Raw genomic sequence first — 24,702 nt, forward strand, 5'->3', positions numbered from 1 at the left:
TGATGAGCAGCGTAACCCTGGTAGGCGCCGGTCCCGGCGACCCGGAACTGTTGACGTTAAAGGCCGTCCGCGCCATCGAGTGCGCCGACGTGGTGCTGATCGACGATCTGGTCAACCCGGAGATACTCTCCTTTGCGCCATCGACCGCGCGCGTGATCCAGGTGGGCAAGCGTGGCGGCTGCGCATCCACGCCGCAGGAATTCATCGAGCGGCTGATGATCGCCGAGGCGAGGGCGGGGCATCGCGTGGTACGGCTCAAGGGCGGCGATCCGTATATGTTCGGCCGGGGTGGCGAGGAACGCGCATCGCTGCGCGCGCATGGCATCGAGGTCGATGTGGTGCCGGGCATCAGCAGCGGCCTGGCCGCGCCGTCCAGCATAGGCATACCGCTGACGCATCGTTCGTGGAGCCAGGGCGTCACCTTCGTCACAGGCCATGGCAAGGACGAGGCATCTGAGCCGGAATGGAAAGCGCTGGCGCAGAGCGGCCTGACGCTGGTGATCTACATGGGCGTGGCCAGGGTGGACGCGATCCAGGCCGGCCTGCTGGCAGGCGGCGCGGCGGCCGATACGCCGGTGGCGGTAGTGCAGTCAGCCACGCGCGACAACCAGCGGCAGCTACTTACGACGCTGGGCCAACTGCCGCAGGCTCTGCGCGACAGCGGCCTAGGCAGCCCAAGCATCATCGTCGTTGGCGACGTGGTGCGCTGCGCGGACGATTGGCAGACGCTCATTGCACCAATGCGCGTCAGTGCCTGACGCTGAGCAAGCTGCATCTGGGGGCTGGTTCACTTCGCGTCATATATCGACTTCAGGATGCTGACGAAATACCGGTGCGTTCCTATGGATTCCGTTCCCACCGTGAGCGTATCGATGTGTGGTCCATCATATGCGAGGATCACCACCTTGTTCTTCATTTCCGCCCTTGCGCTGCCATCCAGCGCGGACATGAAAGACACGCTGCGGATCGACTGCGGATGAATCGATATCGCGGAAGCCTGATTCTTGTCATCGACCTTGATGATATGTGAGCCTATCTGTATTTGACGCTCCGCACTGAGAATGGCTTTCCGACCTGCGGCCATTTCTATGGCACAGAGGACTAGCGATTTCACGATGCGCGACTGATACTGTTCTACCGTAGGCACAAGCGCGGAATTGAAGTCGACGAATCCCACGTCGGCGGCCTGTTTTGCAAACAGAGGCAGCGGAATCCACCCGCGCGCACCAGTAGCCGCAACGTTAAACTGGCCAGAAATGGAGAATCTGGCGTCAAGCGGATTGGAACTATTTTCTCTATCGGCCAAACGGGCTTGCAGAACTGTCGGGACACGCGACAATGCGCGGGCCAAACGCATGTCAGTTTTCTCGTCCTTTGGTTGGTCCAGGAAAAACTTCACTACGATGGCTTTGGCGCCCGCATTGGCGATGGCATTAATCCCATCAGCCAAAGTGCCTCTATCGAGCGGAATGGCGCCGAACTTCGCTTCGGTTTTCGCATCAATGAAGACAACGGCAAAGTCCTCATCGAATGAAGCGCACCATGCGGTTGCTGGTACGGCAGCCGCAATGAAAACCCAGGCAACTAATCGTATCGAGAACAGAATGTTCATTCGGAGGTCGTCATTGCGCCTGAATGAACTGGCTCGATTCGCCTTTGAACCATTTTGCGAGGCCGCCGATGAAATCCTGGAGGTTAGCCTTGTCCGGCGCCTGAAGCGCGTGGCCGGCGTTGGGGTATTCGATGAAGGTGAAATTCTTTTCCGGGTGGCGCGCGAAGTAGTCGCGCAAGGCTCGTCCGGATTCGATCGCCTCGCTGTCGTCCTTCTCGCCCATGGCGGCGATGATCGGGATGTCCAATTTGGCGTAGGTGGTCAGCGGATCGTAGAACAGGTGCGAGTTCCAGTAACGATATGGATGACCGAAGAATTCCTTGTCCAGGCTTTGCGGATCGGCCTTGATCGCGGCATAGGTCTTCAGGAAGATCTCGCGTGAAAACGGCTTGGCGTAGGGCTCTACGCCACGGTCGGCGAAGATCAGGAATACTTCGCTCTGCGGCAGTCCACCGCTACCACCGGTGGCGAGCCAGCCTATCTTCGGGCTGCGCGAGGCGACCAGCGGCGCGACTGTCCCGCCTTCGGAGAAGCCCAGTATCGCCAGGCTGCGTGTGCCCAGCGCCTTCAAAGCCGGCTCCTGGCCGATGAACGCCAGGGTGTCGTTTACTCGGCGCTCCAAGGTATCCGCCTGATTGTAGGCCTCGGAACAGGCCTGGCCATCCGCACCTTTCTGGATGCCGATCTTTTCGAGGAAGTAGACATCCACCGGCGACGGGTAGCGCTCGAAGAAGAACTGCACGCGGCTGCCGAAGTCCTTGCAGCCCGATCCGCTGAGCAGCACGATGGGCGTCGCGCGCCCACTGTCCCCGGCATTGTGCAGATGATAGTAACGGCGCGCTTGTCCGTCGATCTGGATCGTCGCCTCATCCAGCACGCGTGCGGCAAACGCGGATGTGGCCAACAGGGCGGCGCCGGCTGACAGCGCAGCGACGCAGAGAGAATGGCGTAAGGTCATGGGCGCCAGCATATGTCAGCATTAAGATATCGTCAACAAATCGGCGGCTGACGGGTTACACTGCCTGCACCGCCAGCGCGCACCGATAGCGTGCAATCGTGCACCGCAACATAGCATGATGGCCGCGCAGCCCACGCGCTGCGCGGCGCTTCCCCTCTGTAGCAGCCTCCAATCCGCTCTGGCACGCCTCTTGCAATACAGAGGCTAAGGGATCAACGGCGATCCCCCCGAATACATACGCCGACCCAAAGACGGGTTGGCAGGACAACGGCGTCCGCCCAACCCGGTCTTAGGTGATCGTGGCTGCGCGGACGCCTTTTTGTTTTCTGAACGGGATAAAAAATGGCCACCAAAGCTACCAGCATCAAGCTCTTCTCGATCTCAACGCCTCAGATGCGGGCGTTCCACTTGACCTGGATGGCGTTCTTCGTCTGCTTCTTCGCCTGGTTCGCCTGCGCGCCGCTGATGCCGGTGATTAAAGGGGAATTCGGCCTGAGCGTCGCACAGATCGCCAACATCAACATCGCAGCCGTCGCCATCACCATCCTCGTGCGGCTGGTGGTCGGCCCGCTGTGCGACCACTTCGGCCCGCGCAAAACCTATACGGGCTTGCTGCTGCTGGGTTCCATCCCGGTGATCGGCGTCGCCTTCGCGCAGAGCTACGAGAGCTTCCTGTTCTTCCGCCTCGGTATCGGCGCGGCCGGCGCCAGCTTCGTCATCACGCAGTACCACACCTCGGTGATGTTCGCGCCTAAAGTGGTGGGCACCGCCAACGCGGCAGCCGCTGGCTGGGGCAATGCGGGCGGCGGCGTGGCGCAGGCCGTGATGCCGCTGCTGATGACCGCCATGGTCATGCTGGGCGTGAGCGAGGGCTTTGGCTGGCGCGCAGCGCTGATCGTACCGGGCGTGCTGATGATCGTCATGGCAGGCGTCTACTACCGCTACACGCAGGACTGCCCGCAAGGGAACTTCAGCGAACTGCGCGCAGCAGGTATCGCCATCGATGGGGGGGCAAAGAAAGGTGGCTGGGAGAGCTTCAAACTGGCCTCCGCCAATTACCGCGTATGGCTGCTGTTCATCACTTACGGCGCCTGCTTCGGCATCGAGATCTTCATCCACAACATCGCCGCCATCTACTACGTCGACCACTTCAAGCTGACGCTGGCCCAAGCCGGCATGGCGGCGGGCAGCTTCGGCCTGCTGGCGTTGTTCGCCCGTGCGTTGGGCGGCTGGGTGTCGGACAAATTCGCCGCCATCGGCAACCTGAATAACCGCGTCACGCTGCTGTTCGTGCTGATGCTGGGCGAAGGCGCCGGCCTGCTGATGTTCGCCAACGCCGGCACTGCCGCACTGGCCATCGGCGCCATGCTGGTGTTTGGCCTGTTCACCCACATGGCCTGCGGCGCGACCTACGCCATCGTGCCTTTCGTCGACAAGCGCGCCCTGGGCGGCGTGGCCGGCATCATCGGCGCCGGTGGCAACGTCGGCGCCGTCGCTGCGGGCTTCCTGATGAAAGGCCTGGGCAACACGCAGCAGACGTTGAGCATCCTGGGCATCGTCGTCGCCGCATCCGCGCTGTGCGCGCTGGCGGCCCGCTTCAGCAGCAGCGCCGTCGAAGAAACCGCCATCGCATCCAAGCTGGCAGCTTAAGAGGAAAACGCATCATGAAAATTATCGTTATCGGTCACGGCATGGTCGGCCACAAGTTCCTGGAGAGCCTGGCCAACAGCGGCGCCGCCAATCTTCAGGTGACGGTGCTGTGCGAAGAACCGCGCCCCGCGTACGACCGCGTGCACCTGTCCGAATTCTTCTCCGGTAAATCGGCGGAAGACCTGTCGCTGGTGAAGCCGGGCTTCTTCGACCGCGACGACATGGTGCTGCGCCTGAACACCCGCGCCACCGGCATCGACACCGCCCGCAAGACCGTCACCACCGCCGACGGCAATGTGCTGGACTACGACAAGCTGGTGATCGCCACCGGCTCCTTCCCCTTCGTGCCGCCGCTGCCGGGCAAGGAACGCAAGGACTGCTTCGTCTACCGCACCATCGAAGACCTGGAAGCGATGCTCGAATGCGGCCAGCGCTCCAAGACCGGCGTCGTCATCGGCGGCGGCCTGCTGGGCCTCGAATGCGCCAAGGCCCTGCGCGACATGAAGCTGGACACGCACGTGGTCGAATTCTCGCCGCGCCTGATGGCGGTGCAGGTGGACGACGGCGGCGCGCGCGTGCTGCGCCGTAAAATCGAAGAGCTGGGCGTGACCGTCCACACGGGTAAGAACACCACCGCCATCGTCGACGGTGTCGACGGCACGCACCGCATGGAGTTCGCCGACGGTGGCCACCTGGATGCGGACATGATCGTCTTCTCGGCCGGTATCCGCCCACGCGACATGCTGGCCCGCGAGAGCGGCCTGACCATCGGCCCGCGCGGCGGCATCGAGATCAACAACAACTGCGTCACCTCCGACCCGGACGTCTACGCCATCGGCGAATGCGCGCTGTGGGGCGGCTTGATCTTCGGCCTGGTGGCGCCGGGCTACGAGATGGCGCGCGTCGCGGCCAAGCACATGCTGGGCGAAGCGGCGGAATTCGCCGGCGCCGACATGAGCACCAAGCTGAAACTGATGGGCGTGGACGTGGCCAGCATCGGCGACCCGCACGGCAAGGTCGAAGGCAGCCGTTCCTACCAGTTCACCGACGAGCGCAAACAGATCTACAAGAAGATCGTCGTCTCCGATTGCGGCAAGTACCTGCTGGGCGGCGTGATGGTGGGCGACGCCAGCGAATACGGCACGCTGCTGCAAATGATGTTGAACAAAATCGAACTGCCGGAATCGCCGGAGTTCCTGATCCTGCCGCAATCGGACGGCGCGGCCAAGCCAGGCCTGGGTGTGGATGCGCTGCCGGAAGGCGCGCAGATCTGCTCCTGCAACGACGTGTCGAAAGGCGCGCTGTGCGCCGCGGTTGCCGGCGGCGCTACCACCATCGGCGAACTGAAAAGCTGCACCAACGCCGGGACCTCCTGCGGCGGCTGCGTGCCGCTGGTGACGCAGGTGATGAAGGCCGAGATGAAGAAGCTCGGCATGGCCGTCAACAACCACGTCTGCGAACACTTCGCGTATTCGCGTCAGGAGCTGTTCCACCTGATTAAAGTCGGCCAGATCAAGAGCTTCGGCGATCTGCTGGCCAAGCACGGCAAGGGCCTTGGTTGCGACGTCTGCAAACCGCTGGCGGCCAGCATCCTGGCGTCGGTGTGGAACGACTTCGTGCTGAAGAAGGAACACGCCAGCCTGCAGGACACCAACGACTACTTCCTCGGCAATATCCAGAAGGACGGCACCTACTCGGTGGTGCCGCGCATGCCGGGCGGCGAAGTGACGGCCGATGGCCTGATCGCGGTCGGCATGGTCGCCAAGAAGTACCAGCTGTACACCAAGATCACCGGCGGCGCCCGAGTCGATTTGTTCGGCGCCCGCGTCGAGCAGCTGCCGCTGATCTGGGAAGAGCTGATCGCCGCCGGTTTCGAATCCGGCCACGCTTACGGCAAGTCGCTGCGCACGGTGAAGTCCTGCGTCGGCTCGACCTGGTGCCGCTACGGCGTCGATGACTCCATCGGCCTGGCGATCGAACTGGAAAACCGCTACAAGGGCCTGCGCACACCGCACAAAATCAAGTTCGGTGTATCCGGCTGCACCCGCGAGTGCGCCGAGGCGCAGGGCAAGGACGTGGGCGTGATCGCCACCGAAAAAGGCTGGAACCTCTACGTGTGCGGCAATGGCGGCATGAAGCCGCGCCACGCCGAGCTGCTGGCGACGGACCTGGACAAGGCCACTCTGGTCCGGTACATCGACCGCTTCCTGATGTTCTACACCCGCACCGGCGACCGCCTTCAACGCACCAGCGTATGGCGCGAGAACCTCGAAGGCGGCCTGGATTACCTGAAGCAGGTCGTCGTCAACGACAAGCTGGGCATCGCCGCCGAGCTGGAAGCCGATATGCAGCACGTCGTCGACACCTACGCGTGCGAGTGGAAGGAAGCTGTCGAGAATCCGGAAACCCGCAAGCGCTTCCGCCACTTCGTCAACAGCGAGAAGGGCGACGAGAACGTGCTGTTCATGGAAGAACGCGGCCAGATTCGTCCGGCCACAGTGGAAGAGCGCAAGCGCGTGATTCCGATCGCAGTCAAGGCAGCTTGAGGAGAAGATTATGCATCGCGATATTCAAACCGATAACTGGATCGCCGTCTGCAACCTGGACGACATCGTGCCCAACACCGGCGTGTGCGCCCTGTTGAACAAGCAGCAGGTCGCCGTGTTCCATGTGGACGACGGCAGTGCGCGCGTGTTCGCCATCGATAACTACGATCCGAATTCCGAAGCGTCCGTGCTGTCGCGCGGATTGGTGGGCAACCTGGGCGAGCGCATCGTGGTCGCCTCGCCGATCTACAAGCAGCACTTCGACCTGCAAACGGGCGAGTGCCTGGAAGCGCCGGAACATTCGGTCGGCACCTATCCCGCCCGCATCGACGGCGGCAAAGTGTGGGTAGGCCTGTGAAACCCGCGCTGGTCGTGATCGGTAACGGCATGGCCGGCATGCGCACGGTCGAGGAGCTGCACAAGCTTGCGCCGGACATGTACGACATCACCGTGTTCGGCGCCGAGCCACACGGTAACTACAATCGCATCCTGCTGTCGCCTGTACTGGCGGGCGAGAAGAGTATGGACGACATCATGCTCAACACCCGCGAATGGTACGTCCAGCACGGCATCACGCTGCATGCGGGCGATCCGGTCGAACACATCGACCGCCGCAAGCGCATTGTGCGCGCCCGCTCCGGCCTGGAAGTACGCTACGACCGCCTGTTGATCGCCACCGGATCCAAGCCCTTCATCATTCCGGTTCCCGGCCATCAGCTGCCCGGCGTGCTGGCCTTCCGCGATATCCAGGATGTGGAGAGCATGCTGGCGATGGCGCGCAATCACCGCCACGCGGTGGTGATCGGCGGCGGCCTGCTGGGCCTTGAAGCGGCCAACGGCCTGCAACGGCAGGGCATGTCCGTCACCGTAGTCCACGTCACCGACGCGCTGATGAACCAGCAGCTCGACAAACCGGCAGCGCTGCTGCTGCAAAAGGCGCTGGAAGCGAAGGGCCTGAAGTTCATGATGAACGCGCAGACCGCCGAAATCGTCGGCCCCGACCGCGTGCGCGCGGTGCGCTTCAAGGACGACAGCGAAATCCCTGCGGACCTGGTGGTAATGACCGCCGGTGTGCGCCCCAATATCGACCTGGCCAAGTCGGCCGGCCTGCACTGCGAACGCGCCATCGTCGTGGACGATACGCTGCAAACCTACGACCCACGCGTGTATGCGGTGGGCGAATGCGTGCAGCACCGCAGCGCCACTTTCGGGCTGGTGGCGCCGATCTGGGACCAGGCGCGCGTCTGCGGCGCGCACCTGGCCGGCGCCGGCGTGCGCCGTTACGTGCAGCAGACATCGCCGACCCGGCTGAAAGTGACCGGCGTGGACCTGTACTCGGTCGGCGACTTCGTCGGCGGTGAAGGCAGCGAAGACCTGGTGCTGCGCGATGCGCGGCGCGGCGTCTACAAGCGCCTGGTGCTGAGGGATGGCCGCGTCACCGGCGCCGTGCTGTATGGCGACGTCAAGGACGGCCCGTGGTACTTCAACCTGATCCAGAACCGTACCGACATTACGCCGATCCGGCAAAACCTGTTGTTTGGCGAAGCGCTTTCCGCGCGCGCCGCATGATTTGAGCGAGCAAGCATCTTGAACCTGTCCACCGACCATCTGGCAGTACGCACCACATGCGCCTATTGCGGCGTAGGCTGCGGCGTGCAGGCGACGCCCAAGGCCGACGGCACGATAGCCATCGCCGGCGACAAGCTGCACCCGGCTAACAAGGGCCGCCTGTGCGTTAAGGGTTCCGCCCTGGGCGAGACTGTGGGCCTGGAAGGCCGTTTGCTGTATCCACAGGTGCGCGATGCCGGCGGCCTGCGGCGCGTATCGTGGGACGATGCGCTGGACAGGGTGGCCGGCACATGGCGCTCCATCATCGCCGAGCATGGGCCGGACGCGGTGGCGCTGTACGTCTCCGGCCAGCTGCTGACCGAGGACTACTACGTCGCCAACAAACTGATGAAGGGCTATGTCGGCAGCGCCAACATCGACACCAACTCGCGGCTGTGCATGTCGTCGGCGGTGGCCGGCTACAAGCGCGCTTTCGGCGAAGACCTTGTGCCGCTGTGTTACGACGACCTGGAACTGGCCGACATGGTGGTGCTGGTCGGTTCCAACACCGCTTGGTGTCATCCCATCCTGTTCCAGCGCATCCTCAAGGCCAAGGAGAGCCGGCCTGAGATGAAGATCGTCGTCATCGATCCGCGCCGCACCGCCACCTGCGAACTGGCCGACCTGCACCTGCCGGTCAAGGCGGGCACGGACGTGTGGCTGTTCAACGGCCTGCTGAGCTACCTGGCGCGCATCGGCGCGGTCGATCCTGCCTTCGTGGGCCAGCATACCAACGGCCTGGATGCGGCGCTGGAGACGGCCAACGTCGATTGCAGCGATCCCGCCGCCGTGGCGAAGATCTGCCGCATCGAACTGCCGGTGCTGATGGAGTTCTACGAATCCTTCGCCGCCACGCGCAAGACCATCACCGCGTTCTCGATGGGCGTCAATCAATCGTCGGCCGGCACCGACAAGGTCAACGCCATCATCAACTGCCACCTGATCGGCGGCCGTATCGGCAAGCCGGGCATGGGGCCGTTCTCGATCACCGGCCAGCCCAACGCCATGGGCGGCCGCGAAGTGGGCGGTCTGGCCAATATGCTGGCCGCGCACATGGACCTGGACCGCGCCGACCATCGCGACGTGGTGCAGACTTTCTGGGATTCGCCAGCCATCGCCGGCAAGCCTGGCCTGAAGGCGGTCGACCTGTTCCGCGCCATCGAGGCGGGCACCGTCAAGGCGGTGTGGGTGATCGCCACCAATCCGCTGGTCAGCCTGCCGGACGCGGACCAGGTGCGCCGCGCGCTGGAAAAGTGCGAGCTGGTGGTCGCCACCGACATCATGCAGAACACCGACACCAACGCCTACGCCGACGTGCTGCTGCCCGCGCTGGGCTGGGGCGAGAAGGACGGCACCGTCACCAACTCCGAGCGCCGCATCTCGCGCCAGCGCGCCTTCCTGCCCGCGCCCGGCGAGGCGCTGCCGGACTGGAAAATCCTGTCGCTGTTCGCGCAGCGCATGGGCTATGGCGGCTTCGATTTCTGCGGCGCCCACGGCGTATTCGACGAACATGCGCGTTTGAGCGGCTTCCGCAACGCGGTCGGCGACGTGCCGCGCGCGTTCGACATGTCCGGCCTGGCCGGGCTGAATCAGCGCGAGTACGACGAACTGGAACCGACCCAATGGCCGGTGCGCCGCACCGCCTCCGGCGAGCTGCAAACGGAAGCCCGCCTGTTCAAGGACAATGTCTACGCCCACGCCGACGGCAAGGCGCGCTTCATCGCCACCGCCACGCGTGCGCCGGCCAACGCCGTCAGCGAGGATTTCCCGCTGACGCTCAACACCGGCCGCGTGCGCGACCAGTGGCATACGATGACGCGCACCGGCAAATCCGCAACGCTGGCCGATCACATCGCCGAGTCCTTCGTCGACATCCACCCGCAGGACGCGCTGCTGCACGGCGTGCGCGAGGGGGAACTGGCGCGCGTCAGCTCCGAGTGGGGCGCAATGGTGGCGCGCGTGCAGCACGGCGGCGGCATCCCGCGCGGCAGCGTGTTCATTCCCATCCACTGGTCGGGCCAGACCTCGTCCGACGCCCGTGTCGGCGCGCTGGTCAATCCGGTGGTCGATCCGGTTTCCGGCGAGCCGGAATTCAAGCACACGCCGGTGCGCATCGAGCAGTTCCGCGTGAACTGGCATGGCTTTATCCTCAGCCGCACCGAGATGAGCCTCGACAGCGTGGCCCACTGGACGCGGATACAGGGCCGCGAGTTCGCCCGTTACGAACTGGCCGGCCGCAACACCATCAAGGACTTCAGCGACTGGGCGCGCACGCTGCTGGGCGTGCAGGATCTGGATGCGGACTGGCTCGAATACGAAGACCGCACCGCCGGCGTGTACCGCGCCGTGCATGTGGTGAACGACCGCATCGAGCAATGCATCTTCTTGTCGCCGCGCCAGGACATGCCGTCGCGCGCGTGGCTGGCCAGCCTGTTCGTCAAGCCGGAGCTCAGCGAAATCGATCGCGTTGGCCTGCTGGTCGGCATGCCGGTGGAGAAGGGCGCCGATACCGGGCCGACGGTGTGTTCCTGCTTCGGCGTAGGCCGCAACACCATCTGCAACGCCATCATCGAAAAAGACCTGAAGACGGTGCCCGAAGTGACGGCCTGTCTGAAAGCGGGCGGCAACTGCGGTTCCTGCGTCCCGGAGATCAAGAAAATTCTTGTGCAAACCCGCGTGGAGGTAGAGGAAGAAAGGTTGTAAACATGGTAAATTAGACTATCGATCGCTTGATCATGACCACAGAGAGCGAACATGTCTATCCGTGAAAATTTCTCCGATGCCGATATGGATCAGTGGCTCAACGAGAATCGCGTCACTGAAATCGAATGCCTGGTGCCCGACTTGACGGGCGTGGCGCGCGGGAAGATCCTGCCGCGCGCCAAATTCACCCAGGAGCGCGGCATGCGCATCCCCGAGGCGGTGCTGGGCATGACCGTCACCGGCAACTACCCGACCGAGAACGCGGCCTACGACCGCGCCATCTCTTCAACAGACCGCGACATGATCCTGCGCGCGGACCCCGGCAGCATCACCAAAGTCCCCTGGGCCATCGACCCGACCGCGCAAGTCATCCACGATTGCTATTTCGCCGACGGCACGCTGGTCGATTTCGCTCCGCGCTCGGTGCTGCGGCGCGTGCTCAAGCTGTACGCGGAACGCGGCTGGACGCCGGTGGTGGGGCCGGAGCTGGAGTTCTACCTGACCGAGAAGAACATCGATCCCGACCTGCCGCTGAAGGCGCCGGTGGGCCGCAGCGGCCGCGCCGAGACCAGCCGCCAGGTCTACAGCATCGACGCCGTCAACGAATTCGACCCGCTGTTCGAGGACATCTACGACTACTGCGCGCTGATGAATCTTGATGTCGATACGCTGATCCACGAAACCGGCGCCGGCCAGATGGGCCTGAACTTCCAGCACGGCGACCCGCTGGCCCTGGCCGACAACGTCTTCTACTTCAAGCGCACCTTGCGCGAGGCGGCGCTCAAGCACGATATGTACGCGACCTTCATGGCCAAGCCGATGGCGGGCGAGCCGGGATCGGCGATGCATGTGCACCAGAGCGTGAGCGACGCCGCCACCGGCCGCAATATTTTCAGCGCGGCGGACGGTTCGCCGTCGGCGCACTTCCGCCACTACATCGGCGGCCTGCAGCGCTACACGCCGGCGGTGATGGCGATCATGGCGCCGTATGTGAATTCCTATCGCCGCATCGTGCGCCACACGGCCGCGCCGATCAACATCCAGTGGGGCATCGATAACCGCACTGTGGGCTTCCGCATTCCGATATCGGGCGTCGAGCAGCGCCGGGTGGAAAACCGCATCATCGGCGCCGATGCCAATCCCTACCTGGCGATGGCGGTGACGCTGGCCTGCGGCTATCTCGGCCTGGTGGACCAGCTGGAGCCGACGCCCATGACCACCGGCAGCGCCTACGACCATCTGTTCGAGCTGCCGCAAGGGCTGCCGCAGGCGCTGGAGCTGCTGCGGCGCGAGGACCGGCTGCGCGATGTGCTGGGCGAGCGCTTCATCGACGTCTACACGGCGATCAAGGAACTGGAGCACCAGGAGTTCATGACCGTCATCAGCCCGTGGGAGCGGGAGCACCTGCTGTTGCATGTGTGATTGCGTGATTTATAATCACGGGTTCGACCAAGCGCGCGGCCCTGTGGGCGGCCTATTTTCACGGGTTTTCCCGTAATATTATTAATATCATTTATATTTTAATAACATGACCCAAGAGCGAGAACCCTTCCTGCTGATCCGCAACCTGGTTAAGGAATTCGACGGCGTCCGCGCCGTCAACGATGTGTCGGTGGCGATCAACAAGGGCGAGATCTTTGCGCTGCTGGGTAGTTCCGGCTGCGGCAAGTCCACGCTGCTGCGCATGCTGGCCGGTTTCGAAACGCCGACCCAGGGCCAGATCACGCTGGGCGGCAAGGACATCGTCGGCGTGCCGCCGTACGAGCGCCCGATCAACATGATGTTCCAGTCGTACGCGCTGTTCCCGCACCTGACGGTGTGGGACAACATCGCCTTCGGCCTGCGCCGCGACGGCCTGCCGAAGGACGAAATCGCCGCCCGCGTGGAGCAGATGCTGGCGCTGGTGCAGCTGACCGCCTACGGCAAGCGCAAGCCGCACCAGCTGTCCGGCGGCCAGCAGCAGCGCGTGGCGCTGGCGCGCAGCCTGGCCAAGCGCCCGCAGTTGCTGCTGCTGGACGAGCCGCTGGGCGCCCTGGACAAGAAGCTGCGCGAACGCACGCAGATGGAACTGGTCGGCATCATCGAGGAAGTGGGCGTCACCTGCGTGATGGTGACGCACGACCAGGACGAAGCCATGAGCATGGCGACCCGCATCGCGGTGATGAGCGAAGGCCGCATCCTGCAAGTGGGCGCGCCGGGCGAAATCTACGAAACGCCGAACTGCCGCTTCGTCGCGGACTTCATCGGCAGCGTCAATATGTTCAACGGCAGCGTGGCGGTCGATGAGCCGGACCACGTCATCATCGAAACGCCGGAAGGCCGCCACTACGTCACTCACGGCATTACCGGCACGATGGGCATGGCGGTGTCGGTGGCCGTACGTCCCGAGAAGATCGCCGTACAGGCAGAGGCGCCGACGGCGGCGCAGCGCGCCAACGCCAGCGAGGATGGCTACAACTGCGTGCAGGGCACGATCACGGCCATGGCCTACTTCGGCAACGAGACGCTGTACCATGTGCGCCTCGACAGCGGCATGGAGATGAAGGTCTCGCGCACCAACGCGGCCCGCCATGACGAATCGGCGCTCAAGCGCGACCAGCGCGTCTACGCGTGGTGGGACGGCGCCGACGTCGTCGTGCTGACCAGCTAAGGCGGAGCGCAGCCATGAAATTTCTCAAGAACCTGCTGACCGGGCGCTGGCTCACCGGCCGCAACGTGGTGATCGCCGTGCCTTTCCTGTGGCTGACGTTCGCCTTCCTGGTGCCGTTCCTGATCGTGATGCGTATCAGCTTCACCGAGGCGGACACCGGCGGCAACCCCTTCGGTACCTTGATGACGCTGGCCGACGGCGTCATCACGCTCAAGGTCAAGGTATCCAACTACCTGTTCATCGCGCAGGACGAGCTGTATGCGATCACCTACCTGAACTCCATCAAGTTCGCCGCCATCACGGCCTCGCTGTGCCTCATCATCGGCTACCCGTTCGCCTACTTCATGGCGCGCGCCAAGCCGACCGTGCGCCCGGTGCTGCTGATGATGGTGATGATGCCGTTCTGGACCTCCTTCCTGCTGCGCATCTACGCATGGAAGGGCATCCTGGCCAACAACGGCATCCTGAACCACTTCCTGATCAGCATGGGCTTCATCACCGAGCCGCTGCATCTGATGAACACGCAGTTCTCGCTCATCATCGGCATGGTGTACGCCTACCTGCCGTTCATGATACTGCCGCTGTACGCCAACCTGGTGAAGATGGACCTGCGCTTCCTGGAGGCTGCGGCCGACCTGGGCGCGACGCCGTTGCAGGCTTTCTGGCGCATCACGGTGCCGCTGTCGAAGTCCGGCATCATCGCCGGCACCATGCTGGTATTCATTCCGGCGGTGGGCGAGTACGTGATTCCCGAGCTGTTGGGCGGCCCGGAAACGCTGATGATCGGCCGCCAGCTGTGGGACGAATTCTTCACCAATAACGACTGGCCGCTGGCGTCTTCGGTGACGGTGGTGGTGATCCTGCTGATCCTGGTGCCGATGGCGATCTTCAATAAATACAAGGCAGAGCAGGAGGCCCGCCCATGAAAGGACATTCCAACTTCGTGCAGCGCTGGTTCGGGCGCGGCTGGCTGTCGCTGGGTTATCTGTTCCTCTACCTGCCCATCGTGGTGCTGGTGGTGTTCTCGTTTAACAGCTCGCGCCAGGACATGATCTGGAGCGGCTTCTCGACCCAGTGGTATGCGGAGCTGATGAACGATTCGGAAATCATCAGCGGCTTCGGCCTGTCGCTGCGCATCGCGCTGCTGACGGCTTGCGCTTCGGTGGTGCTGGGGACGTTCGCGGCGTTTGTGCTGAACCGCTACCAGCGCTTCGCCGGCCGTACGCTGTTCTCGGGCATGGTCAGCGCGCCGCTGGTGATGCCGGAGGTGATTATCGGCTTGTCGCTGCTGCTGATGCTGGTGTCGGTGCAGAAGGCCTTCGGCTTCCCGGAGCGCGGCCTGGTGACGATCTGGCTTGGCCACACCTTGCTGGGCATGGCCTATGCTGCGGTAGTGGTGCAGTCGCGCCTTCAGGAGATGAACAAGTCGCTGGAGGAAGCGGCGATGGACCTGGGCTGCCGTCCGTACCAGGTGTTCTTCCTGGTGACGCTGCCGAACATCACGCAGGCGCTGGGTTCCGCGTGGCTGCTGACGTTCACGCTGTCGCTGGATGATGTGGTGCTGTCGGCCTTCCTGTCCGGCCCCGGCTCGTCGACGATGCCTATCGTGATCTTCTCGCGTGCGCGTCTCGGCCTCGATCCGCGCGTGAACGCGGTGGCGGCGCTGACCATCCTGGTCGTGTCGATTGGCGTGATCGCATCGAGCCTGTACATGGCACGCAACGAACGCCTGCGCCAGAAGCAGGTCGCTGCGGCAGCTAAAGGCTAATCTACATAACCCTGTTTGTATTCCCACCAGGCGCAGGCGACGAAGATCGCCGCGCCGCACCACAGCACCGCCGGTAGCGCATTGATGCCGGTGGTTTGCATCAGCAGTCCTGTCACCAGCGGCCCGCCGCTGCTGGTGATCCCCCAACTGGCATTGACTATGGCGCTGGCCGCGACCAGCGATTGTCCCTGGAAGCGTGCGCCGCACGCCACCAGCGACAGCATGTAGATCGCCCCCGCCGTCGCACCCAGCATCAGCAGCAGTATCCACCACAGCCACGGCGTGCCCGCCGCAAAGGGCAGCAACGGCAGCAGCACGCACACGGCGATGCCGCAGCCGGTGTGCACGCGCCGCCGTCCCACATGGTCGGCCAGCCAGCCGAAGGCGAATTGCAGCGCGGTGTCGCCGACCAGCACCACTGTCGCAGACAGCAGCGCCAGTTCGGTGACGATGCCCTGGCGGATCGCGTACAGCGGCAGCAGGCTCAATGCCAGCGTGTCGAACAGCGCGAAGAAGGCCGCGCCGACGGCGATCATCGGCATGCGCGGCAGCACCGCGCGCCATGAGACGTGCGGCTCGTCCTCGTCATGATGAGCGTCGTCGGCGATCAGCGCCATGCCGGGAAGGGCGAGCAGGAACAACGCACCGCAGGCGGCGAACGGCCACGCGACCTTACCCTCCAGGCCCGCCACAAGGGCAGGGCCTATCAGCTGGAATAGCGTGAACGCAGTGGTGTACATGGCCACCACGCGGCCGCGCGAGTTGACCGGCGCAAGGTGATTGACCCACGCCTCGCCGATGGTGAACAGCACGCCCATGCAGGCGCCGAACACAAAGCGCAGAAGGCCCCACAGCAGCAGGTTGTCTGTCGTTTCCATCAACGCGGTGGACAGCGCGCTTGCAGCGATGGCACCTAACATGCAGCCACGCGGCCCGTAGCGCGCCACCCAGCGTGAGACGAAAGGCGTGGCGGCCAGGATGCCGAAGGCGCTGGCGGCGGTGATGATGCCGACGATGTCGGTGCCGATGCCGCGCTGGTCCAGCCGCAGCGCCGTCAACGGGATCGTGGCGCCGAGTCCCAGCCCGACCACGCCGATGCTGCTGACCAGCGCGCAGAAGTCTCGCCATGGCATGGTCTTCATGCTGCCACCCCGTCTGCAATCAGGTCCGCCAGGATGCGGCCGTAGTGGGCGATCTTCTCCGGCGTGCAGTAGGCGTAGCCGACCAGCAGGCCGCGCCGCGTCGGCTGCGCGAGGTAATAGGTCGATAGCGCCTTGACGCGGATGTCCGCAGCGGCGGCAGCTGCTTCCAGCGCCACATCGTCGGCGTCGTCGGGCAGCTGCACCACCAGGTGCAGGCCGGATTCTTCGCTGGAGATCGTCACCTTGCCGCCGAGGCGAGGCGTGAGCTGCTGCACCAGCGTGCGGCGCAGCAGCTCGCGGCGGGCGCCGTAGGTCTGGCGTATCTTGCGGATGTGGGTGGTGAAGTGGCCTAGCGCGATGAAGTCCGCCAGCACCGCCTGCACCGTCAATTGGCCGGGGCGCTGAAGGTCGTACAGCGCGCTCTTGAAACCATCGACCAGCGCCGGCGGCACCACCAGGTAGCCGACTTTGATGCCGGGGTAGAGTACCTTGGAGAAGGTACCCATGTAGAGCACGCGGTCGTCGATGTCCAGGCCTTGCAGGGCGGCCAGTGGGCGGCCGGTGTAGCGGAATTCGCTGTCGTAGTCGTCCTCCAGTATCCACGCATCTTTGCGCACGGCGATGTTCAGCAGCTCGCGTCGGCGGGCCAGACTCATGACGGAGCCCGTCGGATATTGGTGCGACGGCGTTGCATAGATCAGGCGCGGCTTGGTGGCGAGGTCGGACTCCCTTAGCACCATGCCGTCGTCGTCGACCGCGATCGGATGCAGTTTCAGTTCACGTGACTGGAATACGCGGCGCGCGCCCCAGTAGCCCGGGTCTTCGACCCAGGCGGTGTCGCCTGCATCGGCCAGCAGCTGCGCGCACAGGTCCAGCGATTGCTGCGTGCCGGCAGTGATCATCACCTGGTCCACCGTCACCTTCACGGAGCGCGACAGCCGCAGATATTCGGTGATGGCCTGGCGCAGCGGCAGGTGGCCTCCGGACTGGCCGTAGTCCAGCAGGTCTGTGCGGGCCTCGCGCCAGATGCGGTTTTGCAGCCGCTGCCACAGCTTGAAGGGGAAGGACGAGAAATCATCCTCGCCCGGTGCGAAGGGCTGGATCTCGAAGCGCGGGCCGGCCGCAAAGCTGGTCAACTCGCGGCCCCGTTTTGACAAGCGCGCAGCGCGGCCCTGCGACGATCCACGCGGCGCCGGTCCCGATCCGCGCATGCTGGCGCGTTGAGCCTGCAGGTCCGCCACATAGGTGCCGCTGCCCATCGCGCTGGTGACGTAGCCCTCGGCCGCCAGCTGTTCGAAGGCCGCGATCACCGTGTTGCGCGAGATGCCGAGATCACGCGCCAGGTCGCGGCTGGACGGCAGTTTGCTGCCCGCGCCCAGCAGCTGGCGGTGGATGGCGCTCTTGGCCGCCTCGTACAAACGGCGTTGCTGCGGCAGGCGCGGATGGAAGCCGGATAAGGCCAGCGTTTGCGCTAGCAGATCGGAAGTGGGCGACAGGGTATGCGGCATGATACTCAAAGTGGTTCCATCAATTTTAAACAAGTGGCACTCACAATGATACCAAAATAGGCATATGATGAAGACATGCGTAGCCCAATTGTCATTGTCCCCGCCTGTGTGAACCAGATCGGCGCCCATGCCAACCACACGGCCCAGTTCAAATATGTTGCCGCAGTGGCCGACGGGGCGGGCTGCACGCCGCTCATCATGCCGGCCCTGGGCGTGGCCACGGATTTCGAAGCGCTGCTGGCGCTGGCCGACGGCGTCATGCTGACCGGCTCACCCTCCAACGTGCACGCCGGCCTGTATGGGCAGGAAGTGCTGGAACCATCGCTGCCGCAGGATGCTGCGCGCGACGCCACCACGCTGCCTTTCATTCGGGCGGCGCTCAAGCGCGGCATACCGCTGCTGGCGATATGCCGCGGCTTCCAGGAAGTGAACGTGGCGCTGGGCGGCACACTGCACCAGGCGGTGCACGACGTACCCGGCATGGCCGATCACCGCGAGCGCAAGGACCAGCCTTTGGCACAGCAATACGCAGCGTCACATCGCGTGCTGCTGGAGCCGGACGGCCAACTGGCACGCATCCTGGGCGGCGCTTCGCAAATCATGGTCAATTCGCTGCATGGCCAGGGCATCGCCCAACTGGCGCCATCGCTGGCCGTGGAAGCACGCGCCGACGACGGCCTGGTGGAAGCCTACCGCGTAGCAGACGCCAGCAGTTTTGCGCTCGCGGTACAGTGGCATCCAGAGTGGCGCCTGACGGAGAACCCCGATTCCGTCAAATTATTCAAGGCTTTCGGCGAGGCCTGCCGCAACTATAAAAATCAACGCTAAAAAAGAGAGAGAACCATGGCAATCCGCGAAAATTTTACTTATACCGACATGGACCTGTGGCTCAACGAGAAGCACGTCACCGAAATCGAATGCCTGGTCCCCGACTTGACCGGCGTGGCACGCGGGAAGATCCTCCCGCGCGGTAAGTTCACCCAGGAGCGCGGCATGCGCATCCCCGAAGCGGTGCTGGGCATGACCGTGACCGGCAACTACCCGGTGGAGGACGCAGGCTACGACCGTGCCATCTCCACCACCGACCGCGACATGATACTGAAGGCCGATCCGACTACCATCACCATGGTGCCGTGGGCCACCGATCCGACTGCGCAGGTCATCCACGACTGCTACTTCTCCGACGGCCGTCTGGTCGATTTCGCGCCGCGCTCCGTGCTGCGCCGCGTGCTCAAGCTGTATGCTGATAAAGGCTGGAAGCCTGTCGTAGCGCCGGAACTGGAGTTCTACCTGACCGCAAAAAACAGCGATCCTGATCTGCCTTTGAAACCGCCTATCGGCCGCAGCGGCCGCGCTGAAACCAGCCGCCAGGTTTACAGCATCGACGCGGTGAATGAATTCGATCCGCTGTTCGAAGACATCTACGATTACTGCGACATGATGAACCTCGACGTCGACACGCTGATTCACGAAATCGGCGCCGGCCAGATGGAGATCAACTTCCTGCACGGCGATCCGCTCGGCCTGGCCGACAAGGTGTTCTTCTTCAAGCGCACCTTGCGCGAGGCTGCGCTTAAGCACGATATGTACGCGACCTTCATGGCCAAGCCGATGGCGGGCGAGCCGGGTTCCGCGATGCACGTGCACCAGAGCGTGGTCGATCTGAAGACCGGCAAGAACATCTTCAGCGCGGACGACGGCTCGGCCGCGCCGATCTTCAAGCACTACATCGGCGGCCTGCAACGCTACATGCCGTCGGCGATGGCGATCGTCGCGCCGTATGTGAATTCGTATCGCCGCATCGTGCGCCACACGGCGGCGCCGATCAATATCCAGTGGGGCATGGACAACCGCACCGTCGGTTTCCGCGTACCGGAATCTGGCGTGCAGGATCGTCGCGTGGAGAACCGCATCATCGGCGCGGACGCCAACCCGTACCTGGCGCTGGCCGTCACGCTGGCCTGCGGCTATCTCGGCATGACCGAGCAGCTGGAACCGACGCCGATGACCGTCGGCAGCGCCTACGACCTGATGGTCGAACTGCCGCAGGGCTTGCCGGAAGCGCTGCAACTGCTGCGTGGCGAGGACAAGCTGCGCAGCGTTCTGGGCGACCGCTTCATCGACGTCTACTCCGCCATCAAGGATCTGGAGCATCAGGAATTCATGACCGTCATCAGCCCGTGGGAGCGCGAGCACCTGCTGCTGCACGTCTGATCACTTTTGATAGGAACCACTATGTTGAACAATTCATTGGCGCCTAGCGCCTCTCTGGTCGCGTCGGTGAAGGCCGCAGCGCGCCCGGAAGTGTATGACACCGCCGCCATCCAGAAGCTGGACACGGCCCACTACATGCATCCCTTCACCGACCACAAGGCGCTGGGCGAAAAAGGCGCGCGCGTGATGGTGCGCGGCGAGGGCATCTACCTTTGGGATTCGCAAGGCAAGAAGGTATTGGACGGCATGTCCGGCCTGTGGTGCGTCAATGTAGGCTACGGCCGCACCAGCATTTCGGAAGCTGTGTACAAGCAGATGGAGACGCTGCCGTTCTATAACAGCTTCTTCAACACCACCAATATCCCGGCGGTAGAGCTGGCGGCCAAGCTGGTGAAGATTTCGCCGCCGCAGTTCAACCACGTCTACTTCACCGGCTCAGGTTCGGAAGGCAACGACACCAATCTGCGCATGGTGCGCCGCTATTGGGATGTGCTGGGCTACAAGGAGCGCCACACCATCATCAGCCGCCACAACGCCTATCACGGCAGCACCGTGGCCGGCGCATCGCTGGGCGGCATGGATGGCATGCATGCGCAGGGCGGCTTGCCGATTCCCGGCATCGTGCATATCGGCCAGCCGAACTATCTGGAATCCGGGCGCGGCATGACGGAGGACGAATTCGGCATCGAAGCGGCGTCGTGGCTGGAGAAGAAAATCCTGGAGGTCGGGGCCGACAAGGTGGCGGCCTTCATCGGCGAGCCGATACAGGGCGCGGGTGGTGTCGTGATTCCGCCTGCTACCTACTGGCCGGAGATCCAGCGCATCTGCGACAAGTACGGCATCCTGCTGATCGCCGATGAGGTGATCTGCGGCTTCGGCCGACTGGGCAAGTGGTTTGCGTCCGAGCTGTTCGGCATCAAGCCGGACCTGATCACTTTTGCCAAGGGCGTCACCTCGGGCTATGTGCCGCTGGGTGGTGTGCTGGTCGGCGACCGCGTGGCCGATGTGCTGATCGAGAAGGGCGGCGAGTTCAATCACGGCTTTACCTACTCGGGCCATCCGGTTGCCTGCGCTGCGGCGCTTGAGAATATCCGCATCATCGAAGACGAGAAGCTCGTCGAGCGCGTCGGCGGCGAGACCGGGCCGTATCTGAAAAAGCGTTTTGCCGAGCTGGCGGATCATCCGCTGGTTGGCTATGCTGACAGCTGCGGCTTCGTCGCCGGGTTGAATCTGGTACGCGTCAAAGGCGCGACCGTGCACGAGAATGTGCCGTTCGACGAGGAGCAGGCGGTGGGCATGGTCTGCCGTGGCTACATGTTTGGCAACGGCATGATCATGCGCGCCGTCGGCGACCGCATGATTATCGCGCCGCCGCTGGTGATGACTTGCGCGCAGATCGACGAGATGATAACGCTGATTCGCCACTGCCTGGACCTGACCTACGCGGACGTCCAGCAGCGCGGCTGGCTGTAATTCTGGATTGGAGACGAATATGACTACAACATCGTGGCATGAGCGGGCGAACAGCCTGCAAATCGACGGCCGCGCCTTTATCGGCGGCGAGCGCGTCTCGGCAAAATCGGAGCAGCTGTTCGAGAACCTGTCGCCTATCGACGGCCGCAAGCTTGGCATGGTGGCGCGCTGCGGCGGCGCCGATGTCGATGTGGCGGTGGCTTCCGCACGCGCAGCGTTCGAGGACCGCCGCTGGGCTGGCAAGTCGCCGGCGCAGCGCAAGCGTACGCTGATCAAGTTTGCGGATCTGGTGCAGAAGTACGGCCCCGAGCTGGCGCTGCTTGAAACGCTGGACATGGGCAAACCAATCAAATACAGCCAGAGCGTGGACGTGGGCGCGACCGCCAACTGCCTGCGCTGGTACGGCGAGGCGATCGACAAGATCTACGACGAGATCGCACCGACGGCGGCCAACAGCCTGGCGCTGATCACACGCGAGGCGGTCGGCGTGGTGGCGGCCATCGTGCCGTGGAATTATCCGATGATCATGGCCGCGTGGAAGATCGCGCCTGCGCTGGCCGCCGGTAACAGCGTGGTGCTCAAGCCGTCCGAGAAATCGCCGTTGACGGCGCTGCGGCTGGCGGAGATCGCGCTGGAGGCGGGCATTCCGCCGGGCGTGTTCAATGTGCTGCCGGGTTATGGACACGAGGCCGGTGCCGCGCTGGCGCTGCACATGGACGTGGACTGCATCGGCTTCACCGGCTCCACCCGTGTCGGCAAGCAGATTTTGCAGATGGCCGGCCAATCCAATTTGAAGCGGGCCTGGACTGAGCTGGGCGGCAAGTCCGCCAACATCGTTTGCGCCGATTGTCCCGATCTGGACAAGGCGGTGCAGGCGGCGATTGGTTCCATCTACTTCAACCAGGGCGAGAGCTGCAACGCGCCTTCGCGCTTGTTTGTCGAAGCGTCGATCAAGGACCAGTTCCTCGAAAAGGCGCTGGCGATGATGCCGAGCTTCCAGCCGGGCGATCCGCTGGACGAGAACACCGTCATGGGCGCCATCGTCGATGCGACGCAATTGAAGACGGTGATGGGCTATATCGAAGCCGGCCAGTCGGGCGGTGCCAAGCTGCTGTCCGGCGGCCGCCAGGCGCGCACCGATACCGGTGGCTTCTACGTCGAGCCGACGCTGTTCGACCAGGTCGACAGCAGCATGACCATCGCGCGCGAGGAGATCTTCGGGCCGGTGCTGTCGGTGTTGAGCTTCACCGACGTGAAGGACGCCGTCAAGCAGGCCAACTCCACTCCATACGGCTTGCAGGCCGCCGTGTGGACGGCCGATATCAGCAAGGCGATTCAGACTGCGCGCGCGCTGCGTGCTGGCACCGTGCACGTGAACCAGTACGATGGCGACGACATCACCGTGCCGTTCGGCGGCTACAAGCAGTCCGGCAATGGCCGCGACAAATCGCTGCACGCTTTCGACAAATACACCGAACTGAAAACTACATGGATACAAATCGGCTAGACAGTACGGCGGCTCGCTCGACGGAGGAATCGCAGCGCGAGCTGGCGGCGAAAGGCGTGCGCTTCGTGTTCGCGCAGTTCACGGACATACACGGTGCGGCCAAGGGAAAGCTGATACCGCTGGCGCATCTGGACGATATCGTTTCGCCGGGTGCGGGATTTTCGGGGCCGTCGATCTGGGGCACGGGTTTGCCGCGCACAGGTCCACGTTCGGAATACTATGGCCGCGCCGATCTCTCCACATTGAAGATCATGCCGTGGCTGCCGGGCTACGCACGCGTGGTGCTGGACGGCCATGTGGCGGGTGTGCCTTTCGATGCTTGCCCGCGCCAGGTATTGCGCAAGCAGGTCGAGCGGCTGGCGCAGCGCGGCTGGACCTTAAACACGGGGCTGGAACCGGAGTTCTTCCTGCTGCAAAAAGGTGCCGACGGCTATGACGCCGAAGCGGCCGACACGCTGGAAAAACCATCCTACGACACCAAGAGTCTGCTGCGCCGGCGCGGCTTCATCGAGAAGCTGACAACGTCGCTGGACCAGTGCGGCCTTGGCGTCTTCCAGATCGACCACGAGGACGCGACCGGCCAGTTTGAAGTCAACTACAAGTACGCCGACGCGCTCAAGGCTGCGGACAACTTCATGCTCTTCAAGATGGCGGCGCAGCATATCGCCGAAGAGGAGGGCATGCTGTTCTCGATGATGCCCAAACCGTTCGCCGACCGTCCGGGCAGCGGGCTGCATTTCCACTTGTCGCTGGCGAACGTCGCAGGGAAGCCGCTGTTCGCACTGGGTGAAGAGACGGAGCCGGGCGGGCGCGATCTCGGCCTGTCATCGCTGGCCTATCACTTCATGGCCGGCCTGCTGAACCACGCCCCGGCGTTGACGGCGCTGTGCGCGCCGACAGTCAATTCGTATAAACGATTAATGTGCGGGCAGTCGCAGTCTGGCACCAGCTGGGCGCCAGCCTTTATCGGCTATGGCGACAACAACCGCACCACGGTGGCGCGGGTGGTTTATCAACGCATCGAGTGGAGGCTGCCGGATAGTTCGGCCAACCCCTATCTGGCGCTGGCGGGCGTGATCGCTGCGGGACTGGATGGCATCGACCGGGCGCTGGCCGCAGGTGAACCGGTCAATCAGGATGTGTACGAGATGTCCGATGCGGCGCGCGCGGAGCTGGGCTTGAAACTGCTGCCGCAGAATCTCGGCGAGGCCGCCGCCGCGCTGAAGGCCGACACGAGGCTGATCGCCGCGCTGGGCACGGATATCGTCAACGAGTTTGTGGCGCTGAAGAGCGCTGAATGGATCGAATACAGTCAACACGTCAGCGCCTGGGAGACCAAGCGCTATCTCGACCGCTTTTAGGA

The 24,702-nt window shown here is 63.8% G+C and carries 19 protein-coding genes; 15 read left to right on the plus strand and 4 right to left on the minus strand.

Going from position 1 to position 24,702, the window contains the following annotated elements:
- The first annotated feature begins 2 nt into the window (after nucleotides 1-2).
- Nucleotides 3-758, plus strand: a complete 756-nt coding sequence (gene cobA / locus GEV01_RS26445) for a uroporphyrinogen-III C-methyltransferase (RefSeq protein WP_175023230.1) — start codon at nucleotides 3-5, stop codon at nucleotides 756-758.
- A gap of 29 nt (nucleotides 759-787) precedes the next feature.
- Here cobA and GEV01_RS26450 read toward each other — a convergent pair whose 3' ends face one another.
- On the minus strand, nucleotides 788-1,612 hold the full coding sequence (locus GEV01_RS26450) for a CHASE2 domain-containing protein (RefSeq protein WP_152808722.1): 825 nt from the start codon (nucleotides 1,610-1,612) through the stop codon (nucleotides 788-790).
- Between the two features lie 10 nt (nucleotides 1,613-1,622).
- Nucleotides 1,623-2,570: an alpha/beta fold hydrolase gene (locus GEV01_RS26455; RefSeq protein WP_175023232.1), complete on the minus strand. Its 948-nt coding sequence runs from the start codon at nucleotides 2,568-2,570 to the stop codon at nucleotides 1,623-1,625.
- Nucleotides 2,571-2,912: 342 nt separating this feature from the next.
- Between GEV01_RS26455 and GEV01_RS26460 the strand changes: the two genes are divergently transcribed.
- From GEV01_RS26460 to GEV01_RS26500, 9 genes are all read left to right on the plus strand, one after another.
- On the plus strand, nucleotides 2,913-4,220 hold the full coding sequence (locus GEV01_RS26460) for an MFS transporter (RefSeq protein WP_008452614.1): 1,308 nt from the start codon (nucleotides 2,913-2,915) through the stop codon (nucleotides 4,218-4,220).
- A 14-nt stretch (nucleotides 4,221-4,234) separates the two neighbouring features.
- Nucleotides 4,235-6,766, plus strand: coding sequence for a nitrite reductase large subunit NirB (nirB, locus tag GEV01_RS26465; protein WP_152808725.1), 2,532 nt, complete (start codon nucleotides 4,235-4,237; stop codon nucleotides 6,764-6,766).
- Nucleotides 6,767-6,776: 10 nt separating this feature from the next.
- Nucleotides 6,777-7,124, plus strand: a complete 348-nt coding sequence (nirD, locus tag GEV01_RS26470) for a nitrite reductase small subunit NirD (RefSeq protein WP_008452610.1) — start codon at nucleotides 6,777-6,779, stop codon at nucleotides 7,122-7,124.
- A complete protein-coding gene (locus tag GEV01_RS26475; protein ID WP_328595629.1) occupies nucleotides 7,121-8,335 on the plus strand; it encodes an NAD(P)/FAD-dependent oxidoreductase in 1,215 nt (404 codons plus the stop codon). The genes nirD and GEV01_RS26475 overlap by 4 nt, the downstream gene beginning before the upstream one ends.
- A gap of 18 nt (nucleotides 8,336-8,353) precedes the next feature.
- Nucleotides 8,354-11,077, plus strand: coding sequence for a nitrate reductase (locus GEV01_RS26480; RefSeq protein WP_152808727.1), 2,724 nt, complete (start codon nucleotides 8,354-8,356; stop codon nucleotides 11,075-11,077).
- 51 nt (nucleotides 11,078-11,128) lie between these two features.
- On the plus strand, nucleotides 11,129-12,499 hold the full coding sequence (locus tag GEV01_RS26485) for a glutamine synthetase family protein (protein ID WP_152808729.1): 1,371 nt from the start codon (nucleotides 11,129-11,131) through the stop codon (nucleotides 12,497-12,499).
- A gap of 106 nt (nucleotides 12,500-12,605) precedes the next feature.
- The gene (locus tag GEV01_RS26490) at nucleotides 12,606-13,727 is read left to right on the plus strand and encodes an ABC transporter ATP-binding protein (protein ID WP_152808731.1); all 1,122 of its coding nucleotides are present in this window, start codon (nucleotides 12,606-12,608) and stop codon (nucleotides 13,725-13,727) included.
- A 14-nt stretch (nucleotides 13,728-13,741) separates the two neighbouring features.
- The gene (locus GEV01_RS26495; protein ID WP_152808733.1) at nucleotides 13,742-14,653 is read left to right on the plus strand and encodes an ABC transporter permease subunit; all 912 of its coding nucleotides are present in this window, start codon (nucleotides 13,742-13,744) and stop codon (nucleotides 14,651-14,653) included.
- On the plus strand, nucleotides 14,650-15,495 hold the full coding sequence (locus GEV01_RS26500) for an ABC transporter permease (protein WP_152808735.1): 846 nt from the start codon (nucleotides 14,650-14,652) through the stop codon (nucleotides 15,493-15,495). Before GEV01_RS26495 ends, GEV01_RS26500 begins: the two co-directional genes overlap by 4 nt.
- On the opposite strand, the gene GEV01_RS26505 is transcribed toward GEV01_RS26500, so the two are convergent.
- Together GEV01_RS26505 and pdxR are read right to left on the minus strand one after the other, a co-directional pair.
- The gene (locus GEV01_RS26505) at nucleotides 15,492-16,637 is read right to left on the minus strand and encodes an MFS transporter (protein ID WP_152808737.1); all 1,146 of its coding nucleotides are present in this window, start codon (nucleotides 16,635-16,637) and stop codon (nucleotides 15,492-15,494) included. The two genes, GEV01_RS26500 and GEV01_RS26505, sit on opposite strands and share 4 nt — an antisense overlap.
- A complete protein-coding gene (gene pdxR / locus GEV01_RS26510) occupies nucleotides 16,634-18,145 on the minus strand; it encodes a MocR-like pyridoxine biosynthesis transcription factor PdxR (RefSeq protein ID WP_152808739.1) in 1,512 nt (503 codons plus the stop codon). Before pdxR ends, GEV01_RS26505 begins: the two co-directional genes overlap by 4 nt.
- Nucleotides 18,146-18,220: 75 nt before the next feature.
- Between pdxR and GEV01_RS26515 the strand changes: the two genes are divergently transcribed.
- From GEV01_RS26515 to glnT, 5 genes are read left to right on the plus strand one after another with little or no spacing between them, the layout of a single operon-like run.
- Nucleotides 18,221-18,973, plus strand: a complete 753-nt coding sequence (locus tag GEV01_RS26515; RefSeq protein WP_152808741.1) for a gamma-glutamyl-gamma-aminobutyrate hydrolase family protein — start codon at nucleotides 18,221-18,223, stop codon at nucleotides 18,971-18,973.
- Between the two features lie 15 nt (nucleotides 18,974-18,988).
- Nucleotides 18,989-20,359, plus strand: a complete 1,371-nt coding sequence (locus tag GEV01_RS26520; RefSeq protein WP_152808743.1) for a glutamine synthetase family protein — start codon at nucleotides 18,989-18,991, stop codon at nucleotides 20,357-20,359.
- A 21-nt stretch (nucleotides 20,360-20,380) separates the two neighbouring features.
- Complete coding sequence (locus GEV01_RS26525; RefSeq protein ID WP_152808745.1) at nucleotides 20,381-21,832, plus strand: aspartate aminotransferase family protein; 1,452 nt, start codon at nucleotides 20,381-20,383, stop codon at nucleotides 21,830-21,832.
- A 19-nt stretch (nucleotides 21,833-21,851) separates the two neighbouring features.
- The gene (locus GEV01_RS26530) at nucleotides 21,852-23,339 is read left to right on the plus strand and encodes an aldehyde dehydrogenase (RefSeq protein WP_152808747.1); all 1,488 of its coding nucleotides are present in this window, start codon (nucleotides 21,852-21,854) and stop codon (nucleotides 23,337-23,339) included.
- A complete protein-coding gene (glnT, locus tag GEV01_RS26535) occupies nucleotides 23,321-24,700 on the plus strand; it encodes a type III glutamate--ammonia ligase (RefSeq protein ID WP_152808749.1) in 1,380 nt (459 codons plus the stop codon). Before GEV01_RS26530 ends, glnT begins: the two co-directional genes overlap by 19 nt.
- The last annotated feature ends 2 nt before the right edge of the window (nucleotides 24,701-24,702 follow it).

The sequence above is a fragment of the Rugamonas rivuli genome (assembly GCF_009380165.1).
GTDB lineage: Bacteria > Pseudomonadota > Gammaproteobacteria > Burkholderiales > Burkholderiaceae_D > Rugamonas > Rugamonas rivuli.

Coding starts and splice junctions, on each gene's coding strand:
- GEV01_RS26525 (WP_152808745.1), top strand. CDS start 20,381: ATGTTGAACAATTCATTGGCGCCTAGCGCCTCTCTGGTCGCGTCGGTG.
- nirD (WP_008452610.1), top strand. CDS start 6,777: ATGCATCGCGATATTCAAACCGATAACTGGATCGCCGTCTGCAACCTG.
- GEV01_RS26505 (WP_152808737.1), bottom strand. CDS start 16,637: ATGAAGACCATGCCATGGCGAGACTTCTGCGCGCTGGTCAGCAGCATC.
- GEV01_RS26485 (WP_152808729.1), top strand. CDS start 11,129: ATGTCTATCCGTGAAAATTTCTCCGATGCCGATATGGATCAGTGGCTC.
- pdxR (WP_152808739.1), bottom strand. CDS start 18,145: ATGCCGCATACCCTGTCGCCCACTTCCGATCTGCTAGCGCAAACGCTG.
- GEV01_RS26490 (WP_152808731.1), top strand. CDS start 12,606: ATGACCCAAGAGCGAGAACCCTTCCTGCTGATCCGCAACCTGGTTAAG.
- GEV01_RS26460 (WP_008452614.1), top strand. CDS start 2,913: ATGGCCACCAAAGCTACCAGCATCAAGCTCTTCTCGATCTCAACGCCT.
- GEV01_RS26450 (WP_152808722.1), bottom strand. CDS start 1,612: ATGAACATTCTGTTCTCGATACGATTAGTTGCCTGGGTTTTCATTGCG.
- GEV01_RS26515 (WP_152808741.1), top strand. CDS start 18,221: ATGCGTAGCCCAATTGTCATTGTCCCCGCCTGTGTGAACCAGATCGGC.
- GEV01_RS26455 (WP_175023232.1), bottom strand. CDS start 2,570: ATGACCTTACGCCATTCTCTCTGCGTCGCTGCGCTGTCAGCCGGCGCC.
- nirB (WP_152808725.1), top strand. CDS start 4,235: ATGAAAATTATCGTTATCGGTCACGGCATGGTCGGCCACAAGTTCCTG.
- GEV01_RS26495 (WP_152808733.1), top strand. CDS start 13,742: ATGAAATTTCTCAAGAACCTGCTGACCGGGCGCTGGCTCACCGGCCGC.
- GEV01_RS26500 (WP_152808735.1), top strand. CDS start 14,650: ATGAAAGGACATTCCAACTTCGTGCAGCGCTGGTTCGGGCGCGGCTGG.
- GEV01_RS26530 (WP_152808747.1), top strand. CDS start 21,852: ATGACTACAACATCGTGGCATGAGCGGGCGAACAGCCTGCAAATCGAC.
- GEV01_RS26520 (WP_152808743.1), top strand. CDS start 18,989: ATGGCAATCCGCGAAAATTTTACTTATACCGACATGGACCTGTGGCTC.
- cobA (WP_175023230.1), top strand. CDS start 3: ATGAGCAGCGTAACCCTGGTAGGCGCCGGTCCCGGCGACCCGGAACTG.
- glnT (WP_152808749.1), top strand. CDS start 23,321: ATGGATACAAATCGGCTAGACAGTACGGCGGCTCGCTCGACGGAGGAA.